Genomic DNA, 24816 nt, shown 5'->3' on the forward strand with positions numbered 1-24816 from the left:
ATAAAAGCGGCCGAAGATCAAATCGCCAGCAGGCGATGTCAAATCGGCCGCAACCAAGGTTAGGGCTGTTCGGAGTCCGGGTGGAAATTCACTGGACGGGCTGGCACGACAGTCGAAATAGCATGCTTGTACACCATCTGGGTCACCGTGTTTCGGAGCAACACAACGTACTGGTCAAATGATTCGATATTCCCCTGAAGCTTGATGCCGTTCACCAAATAGATTGAAACAGGCACATGTTCTTTACGCAGTGCGTTCAAAAACGGGTCTTGTAACAATTGCCCTTTGTTGCTCATAGCAAACTCCGTATTTTTTTGCAGGTTAACTAAATTGACGGCGAAGAAAAAGAAATCCGCCGTCAACCGGTACACTATAGCCGATTTTCGTTACCCCGCGCGCTAACCATCCGGCTATGCCAGCGCACACAGGCAAGGCTCAGCCCTTATCCGCATAAGGATTGACCGTCGAACGGAACTCGATCCGCAAGGGCGTGCCCGTCAACGAAAACACCTCCCTAAAGCGGTTTTCAAGATAGCGTTTGTAGGTATCGGTGATGGCATCGAGCGCATTGCCATGAATCACAATGAGCGGCGGATTTTGCCCGCCCTGGTGGGCATAGCGCAGCTTGGGTCGTACCGGCCCGCGGCGGCGCGGCTGCTGGAACTCAACCGCCTCGATCAACGCACGTGTCAGTTTGGGCGTTGGCAGTTTGGCCATGGCAGCGGCATAAGCATCGTCGACCGAACGCATCAACGCGCCAATTCCAGTTTTTTGCGCGGCTGAAACAAAGTGAAATTTAGCGAAATCAAGAAATTTCAGCTTGCGCTGCAAATCGGCTTTCGTGCGCTCACGAACATGGGCATCCAGGCCATCCCATTTATTCACCCCTACCACCAGCGCGCGGCCCTGTTCCACCACAAAACCAGCAATATGCGCGTCCTGTTCGGAAATATCTTGCTGCGCGTCAAGCAGCAAGATGACGACATTCGCATCCGAAATGGATTGCAAGGTCTTCACCACTGAGAATTTCTCGATCGCTTCAAATACCTTGCCCCGCCGGCGCAAGCCAGCGGTATCGATCAGCGTGTATTTCTTGCCCTGGCGCTCGAAATCGATATAAATCGAATCTCGCGTCGTGCCAGGCATATCGAACGCAATCACCCGCTCTTCGCCCAGCAGCGTATTGACCAGTGTGGATTTGCCGACGTTCGGGCGGCCCACGATCGCTATTTTGGTGCCGCGTGGCTCCTTGTCTCCGGTGTCCTCTTCAACATATCCCGCGTAAGCGACGTCAAGCGCCTCGTTAATCATCTCCGTCACGCCGTCGCCGTGCGCCGCGGAAATCGCCCGTGGATCGCCCAAGCCAAACTCATAAAAATCAGCCGCTACCGTGCTGTATTTCATGCCTTCTGCTTTGTTCACGACGAGAAAAATCGGCCGCCCCACTTTACGCAAATAATCCGCAATGGATTTATCCTGGGGCGCCAGGCCATTACGGCCATCGACGATAAAAACCACGATGTCTGATTCTTCAACCGCCTGACGGGTTTGCCGCGCCATCTGGTGCAAGATGCCTTCTTTTGCAACCGGCTCAAACCCACCCGTATCGACGACCAGATACGGCCGCTCGCCGACTCGTCCTTCGCCATAATGGCGATCACGCGTGAGCCCGGGCAAATCAGCCACCAGCGCATCACGCGAACGGGTAAGACGGTTGAACAACGTAGATTTCCCCACATTGGGGCGTCCAACAAGGACAATAACGGGTTTCATCAGATGTTATTCACGGTGAGGCGCGGCAAAGCGAAAACCGACAAGCCGCGAAGCGCGTCGTGCAACTGCCTGATAGCTGCACTTGGCGAAAATTATACGAATCCAGTCAAATCTGGATATGGGCCCAGACTGCCATCAAATTCAAATACGCGATGAAAACCCCATTTACAGGATTTCACCTTGCTGGCACAGCCAGGGCAGACATGCCCATGGGCCATCGTGGCTCCCAGGATTAAAACGCGCCGCCTGACTACAAAAACACATGCGGCCGGCAATGCCGGCCGCATCTACATCACGTTCCGTGCGAGATCAGCGGGGACGAAAACCGTACAGGTCTCCATCATGGGTTTGCACAACCAGCGTCTCGCCTGCCATGACCGGTGCCGCAGTAATGGGACTGTCATCGGTCTTTACACGAGCAACAAAAGCACCATCGTCACGGGACAGAAAATGGACATAGCCTTGATAATCGCCCACCGCAATCGCTGGGCCTAGCAAAAGTGGGATACCGAGATCGCGGCTTTTCAGTTTCTCGTTGCGCCACAACGGTTTGCCTGTTTGCGAATCAAACGCGGACACGATCGCCCAGTCATCGGCGGCTACGACCACGCGGTCATCCTGCGCCAGACCACTCGTGCTAGAAAACGGCTGCTCCCACACTGCGCGGCCCGAATTGGCATCAAAGCAGCCAAGTTGCCCCTGGAATGTCACGGCGCAAGTTTGTGAACCAACAAGCGTAGGCGGACCCGTGACATCGTTGATCCGCTCAACTTCGGTCACCCCTTTCGGATAAGACACGGGCGTTTGCCAGTACACGTCACCCGTTTGCAGGTTGATTGCCGCAAACGTGCCACCCGGAAAGCCCGCGAGCACGGCGGCATCCGCAGCAAACGTCATCCCGGACGAAACGCGCAAATTCAGCGGCACGGCGCGATTGCGATAGACCCAGCGCAGCTCCCCCGTATCAGCGTTAAACGCTGAAATCTGGCCATCGACGGTCCGGACGACAACCAGACCATTGCCGACTAGCGGAGGCGAAATAATTTCGCCTGGTGCAGTGGCCTTCCAGAGCAACTTGCCATCCGGACCCAGCACATAAACACCGCCCTTAAGCGCACCGACCGCGGTCAGCGTGCCATCACTGCCCACACCAGCCGACAACTTGCTATCGACCTGGGTGCGCCAGACATCCTTACCCGTCTGTGCGTCGATTTTCACCACGGATCCATTAGCCGCGGCCGCATAGATCGAATCGCCAACCGCAACCGGTGAAAAGAGGTAGCGCCCACCCTTGCCGACGCTCGCCTTCCATGCTTGCTGTACGTCAAGCACAGATTTGAATTCGGTGAGTGGCGTCGGAACGCGGCGCGCGTCTTTCGACGATGAGCAGGCAGCCATCATCAACATAGCCATCGCGCAGGCAACAGGCACAGCAATACGTTTCAGCAGGGTCATCGGTCAGCGAAGCAATGATAAAAAGAGTTATGTGGCGTGGCCAAATGCGGTGTTCAGCATTTAACCACCTAGCGCATCCAGTTTGAACTGGATCAACTGGCGTGCCGAAGTATTGTCTTTAGGAAACGATTGCAGTGCGAGCTTGTACGCCGTCCGTGCCTCATCGCGTTTCCCCTGGGCCGCCAGCAGATCACCCCGGCCATCTGCGACTACACCTTTAAAGGCGTCCTCTGGCGTGCCCGAGAGTAATGCAAGGCCCGCGTCATACGCTTTTTCGTCGAGCAATACAGCGGCCAGACGCAACTTGGCAATTTGACTGAATTCAGCCATTCCAGCGTGATCAATCACCCATTGCAACTGGACCTTGGCTCCCGCCGTATCACCCGCGGCATAGAGCGCTTTCGCTGCCGCCAGCGCGGTCATGGGTGCATAGGCCGTGCCACCGAACTTGCTTTCCATGTCCGCGGCAGCACGCGTGATGTTCGCCTTGTCGCCCGAAGCCAGCGCCTGCTGCACGGTTGGGTCATAGAATGCCGCGGCCTCCGCAGCCTGGCGCCGCTGCCAGAAATTCCAGCCATTCCAGCCCGCCAATGCAACCAGCACAGCTAACACAATCCAGGTTGTTGCGTTGCCCCACTTGGTCCACCAGGCTTTCAGACTTTCAATCGATTCTTGTTCGTCGTGGTAACTCATCGCCGGGCGATTCCTTCATCCTTGATATCTTGGTAAATCGGACTGCGCCGAACCGCAGATTGAACCACAAAACGCTCAGTCGTCGCCTTCGTCGGCGGTTGCAACCATCGCATTGATTAGAAATTCGGTCAAGTCTTCAACAGGCACGGTGCGTTGTTCGCTTTTCCCCTCGCCTTGACGCTCACGTAGCACCTTGACGCCTGCCGTTCCAGCCGAGATCTCATCTTCGCCGAGAATGACTGCGAATGCGGCACCGCTCGCATCGGCACGCTTCATTTGTGACTTGAAACTCGCCGTCTGGCCGTCCTGGCTGCAATGCAAAATGACGTCCAGCCCCGTGTCGCGCAAACGCTCCGCAATGATAAACGCCTGTTCACGCGCGGCTTCTCCCTGATGCACAACGTAGACATCGCATCCTTCGTTTTCGGGGACGAGCTTCTCTTCTTTGAGCAACTCGAGAATGCGCTCGATACCCATCGCCCAGCCACATGCCGCTGTCGGCTTGCCACCGAGCTGCTCGATCAGCGGATCATAACGGCCGCCCGCCGCAACCGTGCCTTGCGCACCTAGCTTGTCGGTTACCCATTCGAACACCGTCAGGTTGTAGTAATCCAGCCCGCGCACCAAGCGTGGATTGATTTTGAACGGAATATTGTTCGACTTTAAAATACGCTGCAGCCCATCGAAATGCGCCCGCGAATCATCGCCCAGAAAATCAATCAGTTTCGGTGCGTCCTGAACGATCGCCTGCAACGCAGGGTTTTTCGTATCCAGCACACGCAGTGGATTGGTGTACAGCCGGCGCCGGGCATCTTCGTCCAGCGCATCCTGATGTTTCTCCAGATAGGCAATCAGCTCAACACGGTGTGCGGCGCGCTCCTCAGCCAAACCCAGCGAATTGATTTCAAGCCTGATACCGCTCAAACCCAGATCGTCCCAGAGGCGCTGGCACATCAAGATAATTTCAGCATCGGTGTCCGGCCCGGCGAAACCCAGTGCCTCAACCCCCACCTGATGAAACTGGCGGTACCGTCCGCGTTGCGGACGCTCATGGCGGAACATCGGACCGATGTACCAAAGGCGCTTCGGACCGTCGTAAAGCAGATTGTGTTCAATGACCGCCCGCACCACTGCGGCGGTATTTTCGGGACGCAATGTCAACTGTTCGCCATTCAGGGCATCGGTAAAGCTATACATCTCTTTTTCAACAATATCGGTGACCTCGCCGATGCCGCGCGTGAATAACTGGGTTGGCTCGACAATCGGCGTGCGAATATTTTGATAACCGTATGCGCGCAACATCGACTTGACAGTCGCTTCAAAAAACTCCCATAGCCCTGCTTCCTCTGGCAGCAGGTCATTCATGCCTTTCACACCGGAGAGTTTTTCAAGTTTCTTTTTTTGTTCGGTCATCTGGATTGATCTGGCTCTATTCAATTAGGTACTGTTTCGCGGCCATAGGTACGTGCGACGTACTCACTCACGATTTGCTGGAACTCTGCTGCGATATGCTCGCCACGCAGCGTCTTGACTTTTTCGCCATCAATAAATACTGGCGCTGCCGGATGTTCCCCAGACCCCGGCAAGCTAATGCCGATATTGGCCTGCTTCGACTCCCCGGGGCCGTTGACGATGCAGCCCATCACGGCGACGTGCATTTTTTCAACGCCTGGATACTGGTCACGCCAGACTGGCATCTGGGTACGCAAATACGTTTGGATCTGCGAAGCCAGTTCCTGAAATAGCGTGCTTGTCGTGCGACCGCAACCTGGACAGGCAATCACCATGGGAGTAAAGGAACGCAGCCCCATGGTCTGCAAAATTTCCTGGCCCACAATCACCTCGCCCGTGCGCGATGCGCCCGGCTCGGGCGTAAGCGAAATCCGGATCGTGTCGCCTATGCCTTGCTGCAGCAAGACAGATAACGCCGCGGTCGAAGCGACAATACCTTTCGAACCCATCCCGGCCTCGGTCAGCCCAAGATGCAAGGCAAACTGGCAGCGGCGCGCCAGTTCCCCATAAACGGTAATCAGGTCCTGCACACCACTGACCTTGCATGACAGGATGATCTGGTTGCGGCCCAATCCGAGCTCGATCGCTCGTTCAGCGGAACCAATCGCCGACTGGATCAACGCTTCGTACATCACGCTTTGCGCTTCCCACGGCGTGGTGCGCGCGGCATTTTCATCCATCATCCTTGCCAGCAGATCCTGATCCAGACTGCCCCAGTTCACGCCAATCCGGACGGGTTTGTTGTACTGGATTGCTGCCTCGATCATTTGTGCGAACTGTGTATCGCGTTTGGCTCCGTGACCCACGTTACCCGGATTAATCCGGTACTTGGACAGTGCCTGTGCGCACTCGGGAAAATCACGCAGCAACAGGTGGCCGTTATAGTGAAAATCGCCAATCAGTGGCACCGATACACCCATCCGGTCAAGCTGCTCGCGCACGACGGGCACCGCCGCCGCGGCTTCCGGCGTATTCACGGTGATCCGCACGAGCTCCGAACCCGCTTGTGCCAGCTCCTTGACCTGGATCGCGGTTTCGATCGCATCGACCGTATCCGTGTTGGTCATTGACTGCACCCGCACCGGCGCATCGCCACCAATAGTGACAAGCTGCCCACCCCAACGGACATCGACGGCATGCGAGCGGCGACGCGCCGCGTGGCCACCCAGCACAGGCTCAGTTGAGCAAATCTGGCTGCCAGAATTTAATGAGTTAGTCTGCATTCAAAACGCCTTTAAGTATCGAGAATATCGACAAAAACCTGCGTCAAATCATGTATCCGTCACGGCAGGACGAAACGCGCCACATTACCCTTGGCTGCCGCAAATTTCGCGGGATCGACCGGTTTGCCATCAAGTGATATCGACTCCAGCCCCGCGCGATTACCCACGGTAATCCGGAACGGTGCCACACCAGCCACTGCCTTGGTTTCACCGGCTGGCACGAGACCTGAAAATAACTCCTTGCCATCCTGCTGCCGAACGCTAAACCAGCTATCTTGCGTTACCCGCAGGGAGACGATCGCCTCACCGGCTTTCAGCGTATCGGCACCGGCAACCGGCGAACTCGCCACAAGGCTAGCCTCAGAAGTGGTCACGACAGCGGAAGACGGCACGTCGGGCACCGCCATTGACGCCGCAGTGGCTGGCACTGCCACAGTAGCAGATGACGGTAGCGCGGATGTGCTAGCCGGCAATGCAGCAGGCGCAGGCACAACCGTCGAGCCCGCATCGGCTCCGGCGGCGGCCGTGACCGGCGCAGAAGCCGATGCGGGAACTGGCAACGCTGCCGGCGGAACCGCCGCAGCCGCTGCAGCCGTGGACTGACCGGCCCCATTGGCCCCATTGGCCCCCGCCTTAAAACGGGTGAACCATGGGGGGGCGTCACTACCATTCGTATGCCAAACCGCCAGCGCGATCAACGCGATAAAAACTACCGCAATCCCCCACAGCCAGGAGCGATGACGCCCGGTACCGCCCAGTGATGGCGCGGCCCGGCCCCGTGGCAAATCCTTGCCGGAAGATGCGGGCATCGACAGATCCGGCTCCTGGGCACCGTTTTCGCGGCGCAGCGCCTGAGCAAACGGTGCAGGATCGGCACCCAGCATTTTCGCGTAACCACGCACCACGCCAAGCGCAAAAGTTGCATCAGGGAGATGACTGATATCACCTGCCTCCAGGGCTCGCAGCTTGATTGCAGCGACTTTCAGACGAGCCGAGACATCGTCAATCGACCAGCCCTTGGCCTCGCGCAGCTGAGTCAGCCGTGCCCCTACCTCCAGTAGAGAATCCAGCCCGCCAGACGGCACTGCGGAGTGCCCGGTGACCGATGCCAGATGGTCTGCGTTAGCGCCTGTATCAAACTCATGCGGCTGCCGCGATTCACTCATCTCAGATCCTTTGACGTCGATTTTTTTAGGCCTGTGCCCCGTCTGGCCAGCATGTCCAGATCCGCTTCGCAGGCTGTTTATAACAAAATGGAGTTCGCCATGCCACCGCCAAACCCTATATCACATGCGAGTCATACGACGCATACGACTCAAAACCCTTCGACCCTTCAGCATCCCTGAAAAATTGGCCGACGATATCCTCATACCTTAACCCCGTACCTTAAACCGGATGCAACCCGATGACCTTCGCTCCAGCTTTCATTCCTGTGGCTGTACGCTGGGCAAGACGCGTGCGATCCTGAACCGCTCCCGCAAGCTGGCCGCACGCAGCGTCGATATCATCGCCGCGCGTTTTACGTATCGTCGTCACGACGCCAGCCCCATGCAAAACCTCGGCAAAACGCCGGATCTGGTCTGATCTGGAACGGACAAGCCCGGATTCGGGAAATGGATTGAACGGGATGAGATTGAACTTGCATGGCACATCGCGCGTCAGCGCCAATAGCTCACGCGCCTGCGCTTCGCTGTCGTTCACACCATCGAGCATGCAATATTCAAACGTGATGAAATCACGCGGCGCGACTTTCAGATAACGCTGACACGCGGCCATCAGCTCGCGCAACGGGTATTTTTTGTTGAGCGGAACCAGCATGTCACGCAGCGCATCGGCCGGCGCGTGCAGCGATACCGCAAGCGCTACCGGCAAATCGGCGCCGAGCCGGTCCATCATCGGCACCACGCCCGACGTAGACAAAGTAACGCGGCGCCGGGACAGGCCATAAGCGTAATCATCGAGCATGAGCCGCATGGCGGGCACCACGGCATCGTAGTTGAGCAGCGGCTCGCCCATACCCATCATCACGACATTGGTAATGACCCGCTCGCCCTTGCCGTCACTGCCGGCATCACGCCCACCAGACGCTGCTGCCGCGCCCGACGAGGCACGCAGCGCGAATTCAGCCATCCGCAACTGGCCGATGATTTCACCGGTGGTCAAATTGCGTGAAAAACCCTGTTTGCCCGTTGAACAGAAACGGCAGTTGACGGCGCACCCCGCCTGCGACGACACGCATAGCGTGCCCCGGGTTTCTTCGGGGATATAAACGGTTTCAACTGCGTTGCTGTTACCGACATCGATCAGCCACTTGCGTGTGCCGTCGGTAGAAAGATGGTCGCTGACGATAGCGGGCATGGTGATCGTGGCCCGGCCTTTGAGCTTTTCGCGCAAGGATTTGGCCAGATCGGTCATGCCATCGAAATCAGCCGCGTTGTACTGATGGATCCAGCGTTGCAACTGCCTGGCACGAAACGGTTTCTCGCCGAGACTGCCGCAATAGGCGACTAGCCCTGCGGCATCGAGATCAAGAAGGTTGACGGTTGGATTGCTCGTCATATCGAATCCTGCCATTTCAGTGCGAAACTGCGTTCATGCAACAAGCTACATGAACGCAAATACCGCTCGCGCCCGTTCCTGCTGCTACTTTTAAAACGTCTCAGTGCGATAATTAACGCGAGTAGACGTTAACTTCCGGGAAGAAAAATGCGATTTCAGCACGTGCTGTTTCTGCTGCATCAGAACCGTGAACCGCATTGGCATCGATGCTATCAGCGAAATCCGCACGAATCGTACCTTTGTCGGCCTTTTTCGGATCTGTTGCGCCCATCAGGTCGCGGTTTTTCAGAATCGCATTTTCGCCTTCAAGTGCCTGGATCATCACCGGGCCCGAGATCATGAATTCAACGAGATCCTTGAAAAACGGACGCGCGGCGTGGACTGCATAGAATTTTTCAGCATCGGCGCGCGACAGGTGAACCATACGCGCAGCGATAATTTTCAGACCTGCATTTTCAAAACGGCTGTAAATTTGGCCAATTACGTTCTTGGCTACTGCGTCCGGCTTGATAATTGACAGGGTGCGTTCAATCGCCATAAAAACTCCAGAAAATTAAGAGGTTACAGATCCAAATGAATCTACCATTGTAGCATGTTTCGTTGTATGATTGCGATCGAACCCTTACTATACTGAAAGCGCGCAACGTCGGATAAATCTGCTCAAAGCCGATAGCGCCGCTAGCTACATCACCACTGCGCTACACTGCGTCAGACGCAAGGAGAAACAATGAACGACCATTCCTATAACTTCGGCCGCGGTGGTGCTGTCAGCACAGCGCCAACCCGCAATCGCGTGTTACGCAACACGTACTGGCTGCTCGCGCTCTCGATGGTGCCTACCGTCTTTGGAGCGTGGATCGGCGTTGCCACAGGCTTCTCGCTCTTCGCCGCGACTAGCCCAGCGATGAGCCTGCTCGCCTTTTTCGCCATTGCTTTTGGCTTCATGTTCGCTATCGAGAAAACCAAAAACAGCGCGACGGGTATTTTTGTTTTGCTTGGCTTCACGTTCTTCATGGGCCTGATGCTGTCGCGCCTGCTCAGCTTTGTTCTGGGGTTTTCGAACGGCCCGTCCCTGATCATGCTGGCCTTTGGCGGCACCGGTATTATCTTCGCCTCGATGGCCACCATTGCGACTGTCAGCAAGCGTGATTTTTCCGGCATGGGCAAGTGGCTGTTCATGGGTGTCATCGTGCTGCTTCTGGCCATGGTCGCCAATATGTTCCTGAAGCTGCCAGCGTTGATGCTGACCGTCTCAGTACTCGCCATTGTCATTTTCTCGGCGTATATGCTGTACGACGTGCAACGGGTGGTCAATGGTGGAGAAACCAACTACATCAGCGCCACGCTGGCAATTTATCTCGACATTTACAACGTATTCGTCAATTTGCTGTCGCTACTGAGCATCTTTGGCGGCAACCGGAACTAGCTTTTTAATGTCGGGGGCGCTTTTGCCCTCTCGCGCTGGACATGCCACAAAAACCCATGCCATATCATGGGTTCAGGTTGTTGACAAAGCCCCGGTTTCAACCGGGGCTTTGTCGTTTACCGGCCAGTTTAGTCCTGCAATCATGAGCGGCCCAACCTGCCCTCATGCACAAGAAACCAGGCCCACCTGCAGCAAAGGCTGAGGCGGGCCTGGCTGTCAATGACCTGCTCCAGCCTGACAAGGAACACCCGTCAACCATTCCTTGCCATAATCGGCTGAATGATGCTCAGGGTCCTTATTAATGTTGTAGAAGTTCTGTTTATACATCTTGCCCTTGTAGTACACCTTTTCCCCATATGTCTGATAAATCCTGGCGGGACTCCAGGCGGGAATGCCTGCACACACACCCGTATCAGGACGAGGATTAATTGTGACATCCAGCGTAGCGATTGCAGCATGCATCTGTGTATCAGCAGCGACGAAAGTTATCTTTTCGGTCACCGGCTTATCAACATCGGGTGCCGTCAGTTGAACAGACGATGTTTTGAACGCAGTTGAACTGAATGCAGGGGTCGACCATGTGTATTTATATGGAGGCTCTCCGCCAGACGTTACGTTATCGTAGGTTACCGTGTCTCCCGAAACGACACTCACTGGCCCCGTAATCCTCGCCTTAAACGAAAAGCCATCCGTATTTTCTTCTGTGGCAGAACTCGATGCAGACTGTTCTGTGGCTTGATAATCTGCCGCACCATGCGCACTCGCCGTATTAACGAATGCTGTATTAAATAACAACACGATCGCTGCCAATGCGTATGGAAAAATGCTTGCTCTCATGGCAAATCTCCCAAAAAATATTACTGAAAATATCCTGGCATTATTAACTGTTTCAAATAAATATTTATTATAATTTTCAACATCATCTCAATCAGACTCGTCATCATTTTAAAGCCCGCCTACAGAAAATACCGAGGCGGGCTTTGCTGTTAATGATTTACGCTTACCGGGCAAGCGGTCCCGGTAAACCATTCCTTGCCATAATCGGCCGAATGAGTTTCAGGGTTTTTATTAATATTGTAAAAATTCTGCCGATACACCTTGCCTTTGTAGTAAACCGGCTCCAGGTATGTCTGATAAATTTTAACGGGATCCCAGGCAGGGATATTGCCGCACGAACCACCTTCAGAATTGCCCGGATTGTTTGTCACATCAAGCGTGACTGTCGCTTCTTTATTCAGGCTATCAACCATCTTTAAAGTTACATTTCCGCTTACTGGCTGTGTCACCCGTGGTGCCACCACTTGAATAGACGGCCCCGTCAATTGGGATACGTTAAACATAGGGGCTGTCCAGCTGTATTTATAGGGTGGCATCCCACCGGAAGATGACGTGCCATCGTATGTCGCCGTCTGCCCAGCAGTCACGCTCGCAGGGCCCGTAATTTTCGCTTTCAACGGTAAATTAGCCGGATCATCTTTTGGAAGATAATCCAATACCGGCACATATCTGGCATTGGATGTATATATCCGGTTTTTTTCGAAACGAGCCGGATTAAATACGATCTCTTTCTCTTTACGCTCTCCAATCTGGACGATTTTCGTATACGCCGACAGTTTGTTGACTAACGCCCGGCTCCATTGCAAAGGCGCCAGATTCTGGTCGGTGATATCCACAGAAACATCGACAATTTCATTGCCGCTATCCCGGGTACCGTCCATTATGCGAAAACGTATCCGATCTCCGGGCCGGACAGAAAACGGCGTGAGCGCTTCCTTGTCGTACCACGGGAAAGCTATATCGTCGTTACTAAACGAGATATCGCTGCAATTATAAAAACCCTCGATCGAACTCATCGTGCGCTGCCAGCGGACAAATAAAACGGCATTGCCTGTGCGACCTTCCGGCACCGGAACCTCGAACTGATGGAAACCCACGATTCGCGGGTCAAACCTCGGCGGGGGTGGCAAGGCAGGATCCCAATCGGTACGGTGCCCATTCACCTCGTAACGCTCCTCACCGATTTGTTCAAGATCGGCCCAGGTTAGCGGCCGATCACCACGGTAGCCTGGCTTGCTTAAATATATTTTAAAAAAACTCGGCACATGATCAACAGTCGTTGAAAATCTGACGGTTAATTTTCCATTGCGCAGTTTGACCGGAGTTTTTGTCCAATTTGGCGTCACAACTCCCATACTAGAAAATGCCAATTGCCCGCCATAACACATCGTTCCATCGGGAACTTCTTTTTCAACCGCCTTTTGATTATTGTAGTCAGCAACATTTGCCCAAAAACCAGGCCATTGACTCAAGGTAGGCCCCAAGGTCCCTGGATATGCCAAAGCCGCATCACGACACCCTGCGTCAGGTATTGATCCAGGCGGCCCCCATTCCCCTCCCGCTAACTTGCAGATAACTTGCCGTGCAGGTGGGTAATCCACGGCACCATGCGCACTCGCCGGACTCACAAATAATGTATTAGATAGCAACGCAGACAACATCAATGCGTAGACAGAAGCTCTTACTCTCATAATGCCTCCCGAAAATACCATTGAAAATCATACTCAAGGAATTAGCCTATTTATCAATAACATCATGACTCGATCAGTATCCGCCAACAAAAAACCCGATACTGTTCTGTTGAGGCGATACATATTATTTAAAATAATTACCCCCTAACATGGCATATTCAATACGCGCAATCCGTTTCGCAAACCCCATTCTGTAACCGTAAAAATCCACAACGGTTTTGAGAAAATGCTCCATAGCACGTAATGTGTCAGGCTTTCTATTTTTAGTGCGGTATAACATTACTTTTAAGCCCGGCACGCGAATTATAGAAAACCAGAGGAGGCAAATTGACGTGAGGCCGCGATGGGCCGTTTCTGATCAGTCAGTTGGCCCACGGCATGTCATGGAAGTTTTTTACATGTGATTTGCACGAGGCGCCCGCTTTCGCGCCATCGGCCTAAAGACTAAAAAGACTTAAAGACTTAAAAACTTAAAGGCTCAACCAGTCGAAGCCGCTCGCCTGCGAAGCCACCACCACCTCGGTCGCGGCAACACCCAGCACCGCAGCCAGCGCGATTCGTACCCGTTCTGGCGAGTTATTGTGCTGGCTCAGATGCGCGGCAACCAGATAACGCAAACGCGAGCGGTCCAGCGAAGCCAGAATGGCCGCCGCTGCCTCGTTGTTCAAATGTCCGTGCATTCCACCAATACGCGCCTTTAACGACTGCGGATAGCGGCTCGCGGCGAGCATCTGGACATCGTGATTACATTCGAGCACCAGCGCATCGCATCCACTCAGCACAGCGCTAATATGCGGCGTCCCCATTCCCGCATCGGTCAGCACCCCCAGACGGCTAGCACCGTCAGACAACACGAACTGCAACGGCTCGCGTGCATCGTGCGGAACGGTATAAGGCAAGATGCCAAGATCGCCCAGCGCAATCTCTTCGTCCCCCACAAGACATGCAAGCCCGATTCCAGCGCATCCGCCCCCACTGCACGCGCCGTTCCCCAGCTCATATACAACGGAATAGCGCGTTTGCGCGCAAGCGTCAGGGCGCTGCCAATGTGGTCGCTATGTTCATGCGTGATCAGGATCGCGTCGATCTCGTCGATGCCTATACCCAAGCGCAGCAGACGCCGCTCGATCTCTTTTGCCGAGAAGCCGCAATCGAGCAGCACACGCGTCGTCGTGGTGCCGCTGCGTTTTTCAATGAGTAATGCATTACCCTCGCTGCCGCTTCCCAAACTGGCAAAACGCATCGCGCGCCTAATTGAGCTGGGCTTGCAGCAACGACAGAATGCGCCGCGCCTGGGACGACGTATCCGTTTGTCCATTCGCGTCAACGACCGAAACTTCTGTCAATGCCGTATCTTTCGAGCGCACATTCACAAGAAATGCCTGGCCCGGCTTTTTCACGCTGCTGTCACTAAACAGCAGCTTGCCGAACAGGCCGTCGCGCTTGAGCTCCTGCATCGAATCAGCATAGCGAACGTAATAAATCCCCTTGGCACGGTCCCGGTTATCCACCGCGAAATTGGTGCGATCCAGTGCGAGACCCACCCGCAGCCATGCCCGATCAAAGGATTCCGGCAGATCCAGCGTTACCGCGCCCGCCGTACTATCGACCTGCACCGGCGCCGTTGCTCGCCTCGCCTCTGTGAGCAGTTGCTTGGCCTGGGCATCGGTCAGACCAAACTTTTGCATCAGCTTCGCCAAAAAAGCGCCTTCCAGCGCCGGATCCCGCGGACGCTCTACCCAGCGCGACGATGTTTTGTCTTGCCCGGTCAGCATTTCTTCCATGGCGCTGTGGGTGATCGAAATATCGGTCGAATCATTCGCGCCACGCGAGACCAGCGTGCGGAAACGATCCCGGGTGCCGGATGAATAAACGAAATCGACCACTTTGCCCAAGGTTCGGCGGAACCAGTCGTCGGGAATATTGGCGCGGTTTTCAGCCCAGTCGGTGACCATGATGCCCGTGGCAGGCGCATCTGTTTTTAATGTGAAGCCGTTGTCATCCCAGAAATTCTTGATTTGTGGCCACAACTGCTCCGGCGTGCGCCCATCCACGACTAGCCAGCGACGATCGCCATCATGCTCGATATGCATACCGTAGGGATCCTGGGCGTTTGGCACCCCTTCCGTGGCGTTACCGGCTGCCGTGACAGTGCGGTGTGGCGCGCCACCGAGCGACAGGTCCACGGGTGGCGCGATGTAACGCTGATCGACCTGCGGCGGAGTCAGATCACTTGGAATAGCCAGTGACGGTGCGCTACTGGTCGTCTTGTAATTGACTCGATCAGGCGCAAACCATTCGTTCAGCGACTCGCAGCCAGCGAGCGTGGACAGCGCCAGCGCCAGTGCCGCCATCCGGGTTGCGTGGAGGGAAATTGCAGAACGTTTCATGTGGGCCTTCGTAAAGCGAGAACGCGGGAACGCGGCGCGCCGTTCGTGTCATTCAGGAGCAAAGAGCAGGAACACAGGCGAAATCGACGCTAGTTAAAAAAGACGAAGCACGAAAAAAGATGGGATAAAAGCCCGAACAAGAAGGCAAAACGCAGAGGCTATTCGCGCGCCCCACGAGCAGACCGGGCCCCAGACCTTCAGCCCAGCAGGCCAGCTTCATGCAATGCGCCACGTACCACGTCGTGATAACGCGCATCGAGTGGGGTCAATGGCAAGCGGATACCGCCCTGAATACGGCCGAGCTGCTGCAACGCCCATTTCACAGGAATTGGATTCGCTTCAATAAATAAATGCTTGTGCAACGACAAGAGCTTCATATGGATCTCGCGCGCACGCGGCACATCGACGGCCAGCGCAGCGGCACATAGTTCGCTCATCGCGCGCGGCGCCACATTGGCCGTCACTGAAATGTTGCCATGGCCGCCCAGCAGCATCAGCGCAATCGCCGTGGGATCGTCTCCGCTGTAAATGCTGAAACCAGCCGGGGCTGCCTTGATCAGATGGGCCGCACGGTCGATATTGCCCGTCGCTTCCTTGACCCCCGTCACACCCGGCACCTCGGCCAGACGCAAGATGGTTTCATGCGCCATGTCCGCCACGGTGCGGCCAGGCACGTTATACAGAATGATCGGTAAATCGACGGTTTCGGCAATCTTGCGGAAGTGCCGGTAGATGCCTTCCTGGGTCGGCTTGTTGTAGTACGGCACGACCTGAAGCGTGGCATCCGCACCGACCCGCCGCGCCTGCTCGGTGAGCTCGATCGCCTCGGCGGTGGAATTGCCGCCGGAACCTGCGATCACCGGGATGCGCCCGGCGACGTGTTCGACTGCGGTTTTGACCATCAGCACATGCTCTTCAACGGAGAGCGTCGCGGATTCACCGCTGGTGCCGACGACAACCAGGGCGTTGGTTCCTTCTGCGACATGCCAGTCAATCAGCTTGCGAAACGCGGGCAGATCAAGGCTTCCATCTTCGAGCATCGGCGTGACGATTGCCGGAATGCTGCCGCGAATCTGAAGGCTGGCACTACCGCCGTTATTCACGTTACCGCCATTGCTATAAATGCCGTTAGTCATGAAACGCCATTAAATGTGTTCAGGAAAACGCGATTGTAGCGGATTAGCCCGTCAAACCGTAACGGGATGTAAAAGGCCCATGCGGCGCGGGTTTGACCGCGCAAATCCGCTGGATGTAGGCCATGCGCGGCTGGGCCAGAAACCCGTCCTGAAACGCGATCACCCGCAACTGGCCGCGCACCACGTCGAGCAACTCGCCGGGCCCCAGCAAAAATGCAGGGTTAGAGGGCCGGCCAACCGTCTCGTTGCCTTGCGCAAACGTTTCGTAGAGCAGCACGCCACCCGGCGCGAGCGCATTCAGCAAGGCAGGAAAGAGCGGCCGGTGGAGATAGTGGGTCACCACGACCGCCGCGAACTTCCTCTCCGGCAGCAGCGGCCAGGGCGCCTGCTCAAGATCGGCAAGCCGTGTCTCGATGCGCTCGCCCCGCGCGGCGGCCAGCGCAGTGGCATCGCGGTCAAGCGCCAGCACCATGTGGCCCCGCGCGGCAAACCAGTGTGCATGCCGCCCGGAGCCCGCCGCGACATCCAGCACGGGTTCGCCGGGAGCGACAAGATGAGCCCACTGTTGCACCCACTCCGACGGCGCAGCCAGGGCCGAAGAGGGATGAGGCAAAGCGTCATCGGTCACGGCGACGTCCTGAGCGCAGGATGCGGGATGCGGGATGCGAGACACAGGGCATCAGTTATACGAAAGCCCCATCGCCTCGCGCACATCGCGCATGACCTCGACGGCAAAACGGCGCGCCTTGTCGCAACCATCGGCGACAATCGCACGCAATAGCGTCGGGTCGTCCATATACTTTTGCGCCCGTTCGAGCATCGGCTGCTGCTCACGCAAAATGCCTTCGATCACCGGCTGCTTGCACTCAAGGCAACCAATCCCCGCCGAGCGGCACCCTTTTTGCACCCAGGCGTGCGTGGTTTCGTCGGTGTACACCTGATGCAGTTGCCACACCGGGCATTTATCCGGATCGCCCGGATCGGTACGGCGCACCCGCGCAGGGTCGGTCGGCATCGTGCGGACTTTTTTCGCAATCGTTTCCGCGTCTTCGCGCAAGCCAATGGTGTTGCCATAGGATTTCGACATTTTCTGGCCGTCGAGCCCCGGCATGCGTGAGGCCTCGGTCAGGAGCGCTTGCGGCTCCGCCAGGATGATCTTGCGCGTCCCTTCGAGATAGCCAAAAAGACGCTCACGGTCATTCAGCGACAGGCTTTGCGATTCTTGCAGCATCGCCCGCGCCTGCTCCAGCGCTTCATCATCGCCTTCCTGCTGATAGGCGTTGCGCAGTTCGTGATACAGCTTCGAGCGCTTGCCGCCGAGCTTCTTCGCGGCTTCGAGCGCCTTGTCGGCGAAATCCGCTTCACGACCATACAGATAGTTAAAGCGCCGGGCGATTTCGCGGGTCATTTCGACATGAGGCACCTGATCTTCGCCCACCGGCACCAGCGAGGCGCGATACAGCAAGATGTCGGCAGCCATCAGCACCGGATAGCCCAGAAAGCCGTAGGTCGAAAGATCCTTATCCCGCAGCTTCTCGATTTGCTCTTTATAGGTCGGCACCCGCTCGAGCCAGCCCAGCGGCGTGCTCATGCCGAGCAGCAGCGACAGCTCAGCGTGTTCTGGCACACGGCTCTGGATGAAAAGCGTCGCCTGGGCGGGATCAATACCGGACGCCAGCCAGTCGATCAGGACATCCCACACGTTTTTTTCGATGACTTCGGGGGTTTCGTAGTGCGTCGTGAGCGCATGCCAGTCAACCACACAGAAAAAACAGGGGTATTCGGACTGCAAGCGCACCCAGTTTTTCAGCACGCCGTGATAGTGGCCGAGATGCAGCGACCCGGTGGGCCGCATGCCAGAGAAAATACGGTCTGGGAACATGATTGGATTAGAAAAGCGAAACAAGAGGAGTCAGCACAGCGCTCACTGCCGCATAGCCCAGATTGACCAGCGGACTGAGCCAGTAGGTTGTCAGCAGCCCGGTCAGCACCAGCGCCATCACGATGAAAAAACCATACGGCTCAATGCGGGAGAACTTGAACGCAGGGCCTGGCGGCAACAGCGCCACCAGCACCCGGCCGCCATCGAGCGGCGGCAGCGGAAAAAGATTGAGCACGCCCAGCACCAGATTGACGCCCACGCCCGCAGCCGCCATGCGTGTCAGGAAAGGTTCGGAAACACCGGCCACCGCGAGCGCAACGCCGCCCACGCCCCACAGCAGCGCCTGCACGAAATTGCACAAGGGCCCGGCCAGCGCGACCCAGAGACTGCCCCAGCGCGGGTTGCGCAGATTGCCAAAAGCCACGGGAACGGGTTTGGCATAGCCAAACATAAAAGCGCCACTGGTGGCGAAATACAGCAAAAGCGGAATAGCGATGGTGCCCAGCGGATCGATATGGCGCATCGGATTAAGCGAAACGCGCCCAAGCACATAAGCCGTGTTGTCGCCCAACATGCGTGCGACGTAGCCGTGAGCGGCCTCATGCAACGTAATGGCGAAAATCACCGGTAAGGCATAGACCGTAATGGCCTGTATCAGGGAAGAATCCATAACTCATGATTGTAACAACGCGACTGCGTGCGTTTGTCCGCTTTCGAATACTTCAGATACTGATTGGGCCTGGGGGCACTATCCATGCCCTATGCCAGCCCTATGCAAGCCCAAAAGGTGCGGCTGAACCACGTCCTGCCCGCACCAGCACAGGCTCAGGGCCACTCAGGTCGATCACGGTCGAGGGTTCGCGCGGACAGGCGCCACCGTCGATCACCAGGTCGATCTGCTTCTCGAGACGCTGACGGATTTCTTCGGGATCGTTGAGCGGCATCTCGTCGCCCGGCATGATGAGCGTCGAGCCCAGCAGCGGCTGGCCCAATGCTTCAAGTAGGGCGAGCGTAATCGCATGATCGGGGACACGCAAGCCAATCGTCTTGCGCGAAGGATGCGACAGGCGCCGTGGCACCTCTTTGGTGGCCTGCAGCACGAACACATAAGGCCCCGGCGTGACAGAGCGAATCAGCCGGTACTGACGGTTATCCACCGTGGCAAAACTGGCCAGCTCGGAGAGATCGCGCACCAGCAGCGACAGCAGTTGCCGCTCATCGATGCCGCGAATGCGCCGCAAACGTTCAACCGCATTCTTGTCGTCGAGATGACAGGCCAGCGCATAGCTGGAATCGGTGGGCAGCGCGACGACTCCGCCATCGTTGATGATCTGCGCCGCCTGCTTGATCAACCTTGGCTGGGGGTCGTCGGGATGAAGCCGGAAAAATTGGGACATGATTGTTACTGGAATAAGTTAACGCAGCGGCCCGCCCCTGAACGCAGTGTGCACGCCGACATCGGCATCGGCATCGGCATCAGCGTTAACTTCAACGCGATGCAACGCGACAGCGCCTGGCATCACAGCCAGCGGGTCCAGACTGGGGTCAGGAAAGAAGGTAAAGGCGGCAAGCTGCCCAGGTCTACGCGGCCAGGCTCCACGGCATGAAAGTCAGAGCCGCGTGAAGCTTCAAAACCAAAGCGCCGCGCCACTTCAGCATATTCGCGGTATTGATCGGGCGTGTGGCTACCCGTGACGACCTCGATAGCCTTGCCGCCCAGATCGATAAACTCGCCGAATAGCGCATCGAATTCAACCGGGGTATAGGCATAACGACCAGGATGGGCGATCACCGCCTCGCCGCCTGCGGCCTGAATCCAGCTTACGGCATCAGCCAGTTTGGCCCAGCGATGCGGCACATTGCCGGACTTGCCATCGCCAAGATAGCGGGAAAAAACGTCCTGGGTGGAGGCCGCGTAACCGCTTTCGACCATATAGCGCGCGAAATGGGTGCGCGAAATCATGTCGGGGTTCGAGACGTACTTCAGTGCCCCCGCGTAGGCATCCGGGATGCCCAGGGCGGCGAGCTGTTCGCCGATCGCCTCGGCCCGTGCCGAGCGTCCGTTGCGCGTGCGCGCCAGACCGTCGATCAGCGTCTGGCAAGTGGGATCGATATTCAGCCCAACGATATGCACCGTCCGCGAAGCCCAGGTGACCGAAATTTCAACGCCAGCCAGATAGCCCATGCCTAATGCCTGAGCGGCCTCGCGGGCCTCGAGCTGGCCCCGGATTTCATCATGGTCGGTCAGCGCCCAAAGCGTTACCCCACAGGCATGGGCCCGGCGTGCGACCTCGGCGGGTGCAAGCTGGCCATCGGAGACCGTGGAATGGCAATGCAGATCAGCGTTCATCGCAGCTTCAAGAAGGGGAAGCGGGCATTTTACTGCAATGCAGTATGAACACCGCGACCATCTTGTTATGTCCGCACCGTACAGAGGCCGCAAACGGTGCAAACCGTGCAAATGGTACGAACGATAAACGATACAAATGGCAGACAAGTCACGCGCAAAACGCCTCGATCAGCGCCGCGACCTGCTCAGGCTGGTCATGATGGACCATGTGCCCCGCATCACTAATCAATCTTTCACGCCAGTCTGCAAACGCGCTGAAACGCGCCTTGAATTCGGCCAACGGCATCGTCCCAGCCAGCTCACTCAGGATCGGCGACGCCACCGCTTCGACATGCAGCACCGGAGCCTGAACCCGCGCCCACACCGCCATGATTTCATCGAGGCGATACAGCAGCGGGCCACGCAGCTTGTGCGCCGGGTCTGCTTGCAACACGAAACGCCCAGCGCCATCGGGCTTCGACCAGTGTTGCGCGAGAAAACGGGCATGGGTCAAAGCAAGACGCGGATTGGTTCGTCTCAGGCGCGCCGCGACCTCGTCGAGCGAGGCATAGCTTTTAAGCGCGGGCGGCGCACGCAGGCCATCGAGCCAGCCCTCCAGACGGTGCGGAGCCTGAGCCGCCAGCGCCGGAGCCAGCCCAAAGCCTTCCAGATCGACCACGCGCCGCACGCGCTGCGGCCGCGCGCCCGCATACAGGCACACGACGTTGGCCCCCATGCTGTGCCCGACCAGATTCACGGTGTCATTGGGCGCGTAGTGGTCAAGCAAGGCGTCGAGATCCGCCAGGTACTCATGAAACCAGTAATGGCCTCCGCCCTGGGCCGCTACCGGCCAGTCCGACAGGCCAAAGCCACGCGCATCGGGCGCCAGCACTTGCCACTCGCCAGCGAGGGCATCGACCACAAACTGGAACGAAGCCGCGACATCCATCCAGCCGTGCAGCATGAAGAGCGTTGGCGCATCCCGCTTACCCCAGCGCCGCACATGCAAGCGCACTCCGCGAATAGAAACAAAATCGGACTGTGAGGAATTCATCGGCCTGTTATATCCGTGACGACAAGAAAAAATGAGCGCCCGATGATAACGAACAAGGCACAAGGCAAAGCGGCCGGGTTCGCCAGGGAGCCCTTGCAGCAGCGCCGCCTGGATCGAGGCTCAGGTCAGCGCTCAGGCGGCACCATCCTGACCATCCTGATCTGCAGGCAGCGCATCGGCCTGCTCCAGGCCCGCGAGTGCCAGCAGTTCCGCCTCGTCGAAACCCGCCTCGCGCCGGGCGGCAAAATTGAACGGGCCGCGCAGTCGCGGCGCACGGTATTGCTGCGCCAGACGCGCGTAAGTGTCATGTGGCGCCAGCCCCTGTTGCTCGCAAAGGTAGCGGAACCAGTGGTTTCCAATCAGCACATGGCCGATTTCATCGCGCAGAATCACATCGAGAATGGCCGCCGAGGCATGATCCCCCGCCTGCTGCAAGCGGGCCCGGATGGGGGGCGCGGCGTCGAGCCCCCGGGCCTCGAGCGTGCGCGGCACTAGCGCCATGCGCGCCAGCACGTCGTCCCGGGTGCGCTCGCACATGTCCCACAGGCCATTGTGAGCGGCAAATTCGCCGTATCCATAGCCCAGCTCGGCCAGTCGCGCGCTCAGCAGCGAAAAATGATGCGCCTCTTCAGCCGCGACCTTGAGCCAGTCGGTATAAAACGCCAGAGGCATAGCGGCATAACGCCAGACGGCGTCGAGCGCGAGATTGATCGCATTGAACTCGATATGCGCCAACGCATGAAGCAGCACCACGCGGCCCTCAACCGAACGCATGCCGCGCCGCGCAAGCTGGCGCGGCTCGACCAGTTCCGGGCGCGCAGGCCGCCCTGGCAGCGCAGCCGGCGCTTCGAGCTGTCGTTCGGGCATGCAGCGCGCGGCACCCAAGCCCACCTGGGCATGGAGATCGCGCGCAGCCTGCGCCTTGACGAACGGATCACACTCGCACAAGACCGCCAGCGCGGTCTGGCGCGCATCCACAACGCGCGTCACAGGAAAATCAGGCGTAACCGGCAGGGCGTGACTGGACATAGGCAGGAAAGGCAGGAAAAACACATGAAGACCTGAAGACCTGAAGACATGAAGACATGAAGACATGAAAACCCGCGGCAGCAGAGACGCTCGGGGCGCCCTACCCTGATTGGCCTATACCGAGCCACCCTCTGGCCCGCCACCGAACCGTCTACAATACGCGATTCGACTGGCGATGCACATGGCGCCAACTCGTGCAAAGGAGATCCTGTGGCCATTTACAAACTCGGCGACGCCGCGCCGACCATCCACGAAAGCGTATTTGTCGCCGATACCGCGACGATCATCGGCCGGGTCACCCTGGAAGAAAACGCGAGCGTCTGGTTCGGCGCCGCCCTTCGAGGCGATAACGAACCCATTTCGGTGGGCGCGGGCAGCAATATCCAGGAAGGCGCCGTGTTGCATACCGATCCTGGCCACCCGCTGACGATCGAAGCCCATGTCACCGTCGGCCATCAGGCCATGCTGCACGGCTGCACCATCCGCGAAGGCGCGCTCATCGGCATTCAGGCTATCGTTCTGAATGGCGCGGTGATTGGCCGCAATTGCCTGGTTGGCGCGGGCGCGGTGGTGACCGAAGGCAAGGTATTTCCCGATAACTCGCTGATTCTGGGCGCGCCCGCCAAAGTCGTGCGCGAGCTCAGCGAAACCGATATCGCCAGCATGCGGCGCAATACCGCCGCTTATGCCGAGCGACGGCAGCATTTCAAGGCGCAGCTTGTCCGTATCGGCTAACGCGCCAGGCGCGCCCGGCTTCGCCCGGCTTGTTACGCGCGATGGCCTCAGGCCTCTTCATTGCGTCATGGCAAAGCGCGCCAGCCCTCATTCGAATTTGATCAAGGAACCGTTGTGAGCGACCAGTTGCAAAAATTCATGTTCAGCGCAGCGCCCGTCCGGGGTGAGATCGTTTCGCTGCGCAACACCTGGCAAGAAGTCCTGGCGCGCCGTGACTATCCCGCGCCCGTGCGGGCCGTGCTCGGTGAAATGATGGCCGCGTGCGCGCTTTTGTCAGCCAATCTGAAGTTCGACGGCACCCTCATCATGCAGATCTTTGGCGAAGGCCCCGTCCGCATGCTGGTCGTGCAGTGCAGCTCCGAGCTCTCATTGCGCGCGACCGCGAAATTCTCCGAACACTTTGCCAACAGTGCCATTGCCGATCACGCCACGCTGGCTGAACTCATCAATGTCAACGGCCAGGGCCGCTGCGTCATCACGCTGGACCCGCGCGACAAGCAGCCTGGCCAGCAGCCCTACCAGGGCATCGTGCCCTTGTCCGGCGTGGACGGGCCGCTGCAATCCATGGCCGAAGTGCTCGAACATTACATGCGTCATTCGGAACAACTCGATACGCGCCTATGGCTTGCCGCCAATACGGAGCGCGCCGTGGGCATGCTGTTGCAAAAACTGCCGGGCGACGGCGGAATTGTTCCGCACCCCAATGAGCTCGATGCCGATACCTGGGCGCGCGTCTGCACCCTGGGCGGGACCCTGTCGCAAGAAGAGCTCTTGCAGCAAGATCCTGAAACCGTGTTCAAACGTCTTTTCTGGCAAGAAAACGTCCACCATTTTGAACCCGCCTCAGCGCGCTTCGAATGCAGTTGCTCGCGCGAAAAAGTCGGTGCAATGCTCAAAATGCTGGGCCGCGAAGAAGTCGACGGAGTCCTGGAAGAACGCGGCCATGTCGAAATTCATTGCGAATTTTGCAATCAGCGCTATGAATTCGATCCGGTTGACGTCGCCCAGCTATTTAGCGCCAACGGACTCTCCGCGAGCATTACACCGCCCGCCGGACAACATCATTAGCATCATTAACGCCACACGTTCTTC

Annotated in this window: 23 protein-coding genes and 1 pseudogene; 3 read left to right on the forward strand and 21 right to left on the reverse strand. The window is 57.4% G+C overall.

Annotated elements, in window-relative coordinates; translation table 11 throughout:
* Positions 1–59: 59 nt before the first annotated feature.
* From hfq to ndk, 9 genes are all read right to left on the reverse strand, one after another.
* A complete protein-coding gene (hfq, locus tag GH657_RS10340) occupies positions 60–296 on the reverse strand; it encodes an RNA chaperone Hfq (protein WP_153075043.1) in 237 nt (78 codons plus the stop codon).
* A 139-nt stretch (positions 297–435) separates the two neighbouring features.
* Positions 436–1773, reverse strand: coding sequence for a ribosome biogenesis GTPase Der (der, locus tag GH657_RS10345; protein WP_153100681.1), 1338 nt, complete (start codon positions 1771–1773; stop codon positions 436–438).
* Positions 1774–2082: 309 nt separating this feature from the next.
* On the reverse strand, positions 2083–3228 hold the full coding sequence (gene bamB, locus GH657_RS10350) for an outer membrane protein assembly factor BamB (RefSeq protein ID WP_153100682.1): 1146 nt from the start codon (positions 3226–3228) through the stop codon (positions 2083–2085).
* A gap of 60 nt (positions 3229–3288) precedes the next feature.
* Positions 3289–3921, reverse strand: a complete 633-nt coding sequence (locus GH657_RS10355) for a YfgM family protein (protein WP_153100683.1) — start codon at positions 3919–3921, stop codon at positions 3289–3291.
* Between the two features lie 75 nt (positions 3922–3996).
* Positions 3997–5334 carry a histidine--tRNA ligase gene (gene hisS / locus GH657_RS10360; RefSeq protein ID WP_153100684.1) on the reverse strand — a complete coding sequence of 446 codons (1338 nt, stop codon included), beginning with the start codon at positions 5332–5334 and terminating at the stop codon, positions 3997–3999.
* A 20-nt stretch (positions 5335–5354) separates the two neighbouring features.
* Positions 5355–6656: a flavodoxin-dependent (E)-4-hydroxy-3-methylbut-2-enyl-diphosphate synthase gene (gene ispG / locus GH657_RS10365; protein WP_153100685.1), complete on the reverse strand. Its 1302-nt coding sequence runs from the start codon at positions 6654–6656 to the stop codon at positions 5355–5357.
* A gap of 59 nt (positions 6657–6715) precedes the next feature.
* The gene (locus GH657_RS10370; RefSeq protein ID WP_153100686.1) at positions 6716–7822 is read right to left on the reverse strand and encodes a helix-turn-helix domain-containing protein; all 1107 of its coding nucleotides are present in this window, start codon (positions 7820–7822) and stop codon (positions 6716–6718) included.
* Between the two features lie 220 nt (positions 7823–8042).
* Complete coding sequence (gene rlmN, locus GH657_RS10375; RefSeq protein WP_153100687.1) at positions 8043–9215, reverse strand: dual-specificity RNA methyltransferase RlmN; 1173 nt, start codon at positions 9213–9215, stop codon at positions 8043–8045.
* Between the two features lie 112 nt (positions 9216–9327).
* The gene (gene ndk, locus GH657_RS10380; protein WP_153100688.1) at positions 9328–9753 is read right to left on the reverse strand and encodes a nucleoside-diphosphate kinase; all 426 of its coding nucleotides are present in this window, start codon (positions 9751–9753) and stop codon (positions 9328–9330) included.
* 189 nt (positions 9754–9942) lie between these two features.
* On the opposite strand from ndk, the gene GH657_RS10385 reads away from it, so the two are divergent.
* Positions 9943–10641 (forward strand): Bax inhibitor-1/YccA family protein, encoded by a 699-nt coding sequence (locus GH657_RS10385; protein ID WP_153100689.1) that lies wholly within the window; start codon positions 9943–9945, stop codon positions 10639–10641.
* 216 nt (positions 10642–10857) lie between these two features.
* Here GH657_RS10385 and GH657_RS10390 read toward each other — a convergent pair whose 3' ends face one another.
* From GH657_RS10390 to GH657_RS10445, 12 genes and pseudogenes are all read right to left on the reverse strand, one after another.
* On the reverse strand, positions 10858–11478 hold the full coding sequence (locus GH657_RS10390; RefSeq protein WP_153100690.1) for a hypothetical protein: 621 nt from the start codon (positions 11476–11478) through the stop codon (positions 10858–10860).
* A 149-nt stretch (positions 11479–11627) separates the two neighbouring features.
* Positions 11628–13190: a lytic polysaccharide monooxygenase gene (locus GH657_RS10395; protein ID WP_153100691.1), complete on the reverse strand. Its 1563-nt coding sequence runs from the start codon at positions 13188–13190 to the stop codon at positions 11628–11630.
* A 449-nt stretch (positions 13191–13639) separates the two neighbouring features.
* A pseudogene (locus tag GH657_RS10400) lies at positions 13640–14412 on the reverse strand (MBL fold metallo-hydrolase).
* A gap of 7 nt (positions 14413–14419) precedes the next feature.
* Complete coding sequence (gene bamC / locus GH657_RS10405; protein WP_153100692.1) at positions 14420–15559, reverse strand: outer membrane protein assembly factor BamC; 1140 nt, start codon at positions 15557–15559, stop codon at positions 14420–14422.
* Positions 15560–15756: 197 nt separating this feature from the next.
* Positions 15757–16695 (reverse strand): 4-hydroxy-tetrahydrodipicolinate synthase, encoded by a 939-nt coding sequence (gene dapA / locus GH657_RS10410; protein ID WP_153100693.1) that lies wholly within the window; start codon positions 16693–16695, stop codon positions 15757–15759.
* Between the two features lie 43 nt (positions 16696–16738).
* Positions 16739–17323, reverse strand: a complete 585-nt coding sequence (locus GH657_RS10415) for a class I SAM-dependent methyltransferase (RefSeq protein ID WP_425495739.1) — start codon at positions 17321–17323, stop codon at positions 16739–16741.
* Positions 17324–17374: 51 nt separating this feature from the next.
* The gene (locus tag GH657_RS10420; protein WP_153100694.1) at positions 17375–18577 is read right to left on the reverse strand and encodes a tryptophan--tRNA ligase; all 1203 of its coding nucleotides are present in this window, start codon (positions 18575–18577) and stop codon (positions 17375–17377) included.
* 7 nt (positions 18578–18584) lie between these two features.
* Positions 18585–19247 carry a site-2 protease family protein gene (locus GH657_RS10425; RefSeq protein ID WP_153100695.1) on the reverse strand — a complete coding sequence of 221 codons (663 nt, stop codon included), beginning with the start codon at positions 19245–19247 and terminating at the stop codon, positions 18585–18587.
* A gap of 100 nt (positions 19248–19347) precedes the next feature.
* The gene (locus tag GH657_RS10430) at positions 19348–19974 is read right to left on the reverse strand and encodes an L-threonylcarbamoyladenylate synthase (RefSeq protein ID WP_153100696.1); all 627 of its coding nucleotides are present in this window, start codon (positions 19972–19974) and stop codon (positions 19348–19350) included.
* A gap of 122 nt (positions 19975–20096) precedes the next feature.
* Entirely contained in the window at positions 20097–20927 is an 831-nt protein-coding gene (locus tag GH657_RS10435) for a 3',5'-nucleoside bisphosphate phosphatase (RefSeq protein WP_153100697.1), read from the reverse strand.
* Between the two features lie 148 nt (positions 20928–21075).
* Positions 21076–21960: an alpha/beta fold hydrolase gene (locus GH657_RS10440; protein ID WP_153100698.1), complete on the reverse strand. Its 885-nt coding sequence runs from the start codon at positions 21958–21960 to the stop codon at positions 21076–21078.
* A gap of 132 nt (positions 21961–22092) precedes the next feature.
* Positions 22093–22989, reverse strand: a complete 897-nt coding sequence (locus tag GH657_RS10445; protein WP_153100699.1) for a ferritin-like domain-containing protein — start codon at positions 22987–22989, stop codon at positions 22093–22095.
* Positions 22990–23199: 210 nt separating this feature from the next.
* Here GH657_RS10445 and GH657_RS10450 point away from each other — a divergent pair, with 210 nt between their 5' ends.
* Complete coding sequence (locus GH657_RS10450) at positions 23200–23724, forward strand: gamma carbonic anhydrase family protein (RefSeq protein WP_153100700.1); 525 nt, start codon at positions 23200–23202, stop codon at positions 23722–23724.
* 114 nt (positions 23725–23838) lie between these two features.
* On the forward strand, positions 23839–24792 hold the full coding sequence (gene hslO, locus GH657_RS10455) for an Hsp33 family molecular chaperone HslO (protein ID WP_153100701.1): 954 nt from the start codon (positions 23839–23841) through the stop codon (positions 24790–24792).
* Positions 24793–24816: the final 24 nt, after the last annotated feature.

The organism is Paraburkholderia hayleyella (assembly GCF_009455685.1).
Classification (GTDB): domain Bacteria; phylum Pseudomonadota; class Gammaproteobacteria; order Burkholderiales; family Burkholderiaceae; genus Paraburkholderia; species Paraburkholderia hayleyella.

Bases quoted from the DNA above. Each gene is read 5' to 3' on its own strand.
- hfq (WP_153075043.1), bottom strand. From the start codon at position 296: ATGAGCAACAAAGGGCAATTGTTACAAGACCCGTTTTTGAACGCACTG.
- der (WP_153100681.1), bottom strand. From the start codon at position 1,773: ATGAAACCCGTTATTGTCCTTGTTGGACGCCCCAATGTGGGGAAATCT.
- bamB (WP_153100682.1), bottom strand. From the start codon at position 3,228: ATGACCCTGCTGAAACGTATTGCTGTGCCTGTTGCCTGCGCGATGGCT.
- GH657_RS10355 (WP_153100683.1), bottom strand. From the start codon at position 3,921: ATGAGTTACCACGACGAACAAGAATCGATTGAAAGTCTGAAAGCCTGG.
- hisS (WP_153100684.1), bottom strand. From the start codon at position 5,334: ATGACCGAACAAAAAAAGAAACTTGAAAAACTCTCCGGTGTGAAAGGC.
- ispG (WP_153100685.1), bottom strand. From the start codon at position 6,656: ATGCAGACTAACTCATTAAATTCTGGCAGCCAGATTTGCTCAACTGAG.
- GH657_RS10370 (WP_153100686.1), bottom strand. From the start codon at position 7,822: ATGAGTGAATCGCGGCAGCCGCATGAGTTTGATACAGGCGCTAACGCA.
- rlmN (WP_153100687.1), bottom strand. From the start codon at position 9,215: ATGACGAGCAATCCAACCGTCAACCTTCTTGATCTCGATGCCGCAGGG.
- ndk (WP_153100688.1), bottom strand. From the start codon at position 9,753: ATGGCGATTGAACGCACCCTGTCAATTATCAAGCCGGACGCAGTAGCC.
- GH657_RS10385 (WP_153100689.1), top strand. From the start codon at position 9,943: ATGAACGACCATTCCTATAACTTCGGCCGCGGTGGTGCTGTCAGCACA.
- GH657_RS10390 (WP_153100690.1), bottom strand. From the start codon at position 11,478: ATGAGAGCAAGCATTTTTCCATACGCATTGGCAGCGATCGTGTTGTTA.
- GH657_RS10395 (WP_153100691.1), bottom strand. From the start codon at position 13,190: ATGGTATTTTCGGGAGGCATTATGAGAGTAAGAGCTTCTGTCTACGCA.
- bamC (WP_153100692.1), bottom strand. From the start codon at position 15,559: ATGAAACGTTCTGCAATTTCCCTCCACGCAACCCGGATGGCGGCACTG.
- dapA (WP_153100693.1), bottom strand. From the start codon at position 16,695: ATGACTAACGGCATTTATAGCAATGGCGGTAACGTGAATAACGGCGGT.
- GH657_RS10420 (WP_153100694.1), bottom strand. From the start codon at position 18,577: ATGTTCCCAGACCGTATTTTCTCTGGCATGCGGCCCACCGGGTCGCTG.
- GH657_RS10425 (WP_153100695.1), bottom strand. From the start codon at position 19,247: ATGGATTCTTCCCTGATACAGGCCATTACGGTCTATGCCTTACCGGTG.
- GH657_RS10430 (WP_153100696.1), bottom strand. From the start codon at position 19,974: ATGTCCCAATTTTTCCGGCTTCATCCCGACGACCCCCAGCCAAGGTTG.
- GH657_RS10435 (WP_153100697.1), bottom strand. From the start codon at position 20,927: ATGAACGCTGATCTGCATTGCCATTCCACGGTCTCCGATGGCCAGCTT.
- GH657_RS10440 (WP_153100698.1), bottom strand. From the start codon at position 21,960: ATGAATTCCTCACAGTCCGATTTTGTTTCTATTCGCGGAGTGCGCTTG.
- GH657_RS10445 (WP_153100699.1), bottom strand. From the start codon at position 22,989: ATGTCCAGTCACGCCCTGCCGGTTACGCCTGATTTTCCTGTGACGCGC.